The 611-nt window shown below is 42.4% G+C and carries 2 protein-coding genes; both read left to right on the forward strand.

Translation table 11 applies throughout. The features are described 5' to 3' along the window. Positions 1-516 (forward strand): hypothetical protein (locus tag PROVRUST_RS20795; protein ID WP_006816236.1); only part of this gene is annotated, 516 nt, incomplete at its 5' end. 1 nt (position 517) lies between these two features. After that, positions 518-611 (forward strand): phage tail protein (locus PROVRUST_RS20800; RefSeq protein WP_211207516.1); only part of this gene is annotated, 94 nt, incomplete at its 3' end.

The following is a 611-nucleotide window of genomic DNA, read 5'->3' on the forward strand; positions in this document are numbered from 1 at the left end:
ATTGGTTTTGTGGTCTTACTTGGTATTGCGTTAATTATCGCCGTGCTGGGCATGAAAAAAATAGATAATTTGAATACTCAAATTGGTGGGCTGCAAGAAGAAAATACGCAGTTAAAAACTGACGTAAGTAATCAATCTAAGGTTATTGCTGATCAATCACTTTCTTTTCATCGTGCCAATCAAATCAGTAGCGTAGCCTACAGGAACGGAATTATCCAACGTGCGAGCGCAGAGGAAAGAAAAATTGAATATAAAACCATCCTTAGAAAAGAGCCGAGCTGTGATCTGCCTGTGCCTCAGTTTATTTCTGACCGGTTGCTCAGTAACGCGTACCGTTTGCGTGCCATCGCCATGCACACCAATACCGAAAACGCTAACGCAGCCAGTACCACCATCACTACCGGACGGATTTTAACCTATTGCGATTTGGCATTGTGGGTTGATCCGCTACTTACCGATTTAGAGCAAGCAAATACGCAGCTTATGGCGATTGAGAAATTCGACGAGGAGCGTTAGCATGAAAAAGTTAACTAGCTTGCGAGACTATTTAAATAGCAAAATCCCGTTCCTGCACAAAAACCCAGAAAAGCTCTACATGTTTGTTGAGAATG

Origin of the sequence: Providencia rustigianii DSM 4541 (assembly GCF_000156395.1) — a bacterium.
Lineage (GTDB): Bacteria > Pseudomonadota > Gammaproteobacteria > Enterobacterales > Enterobacteriaceae > Providencia > Providencia rustigianii.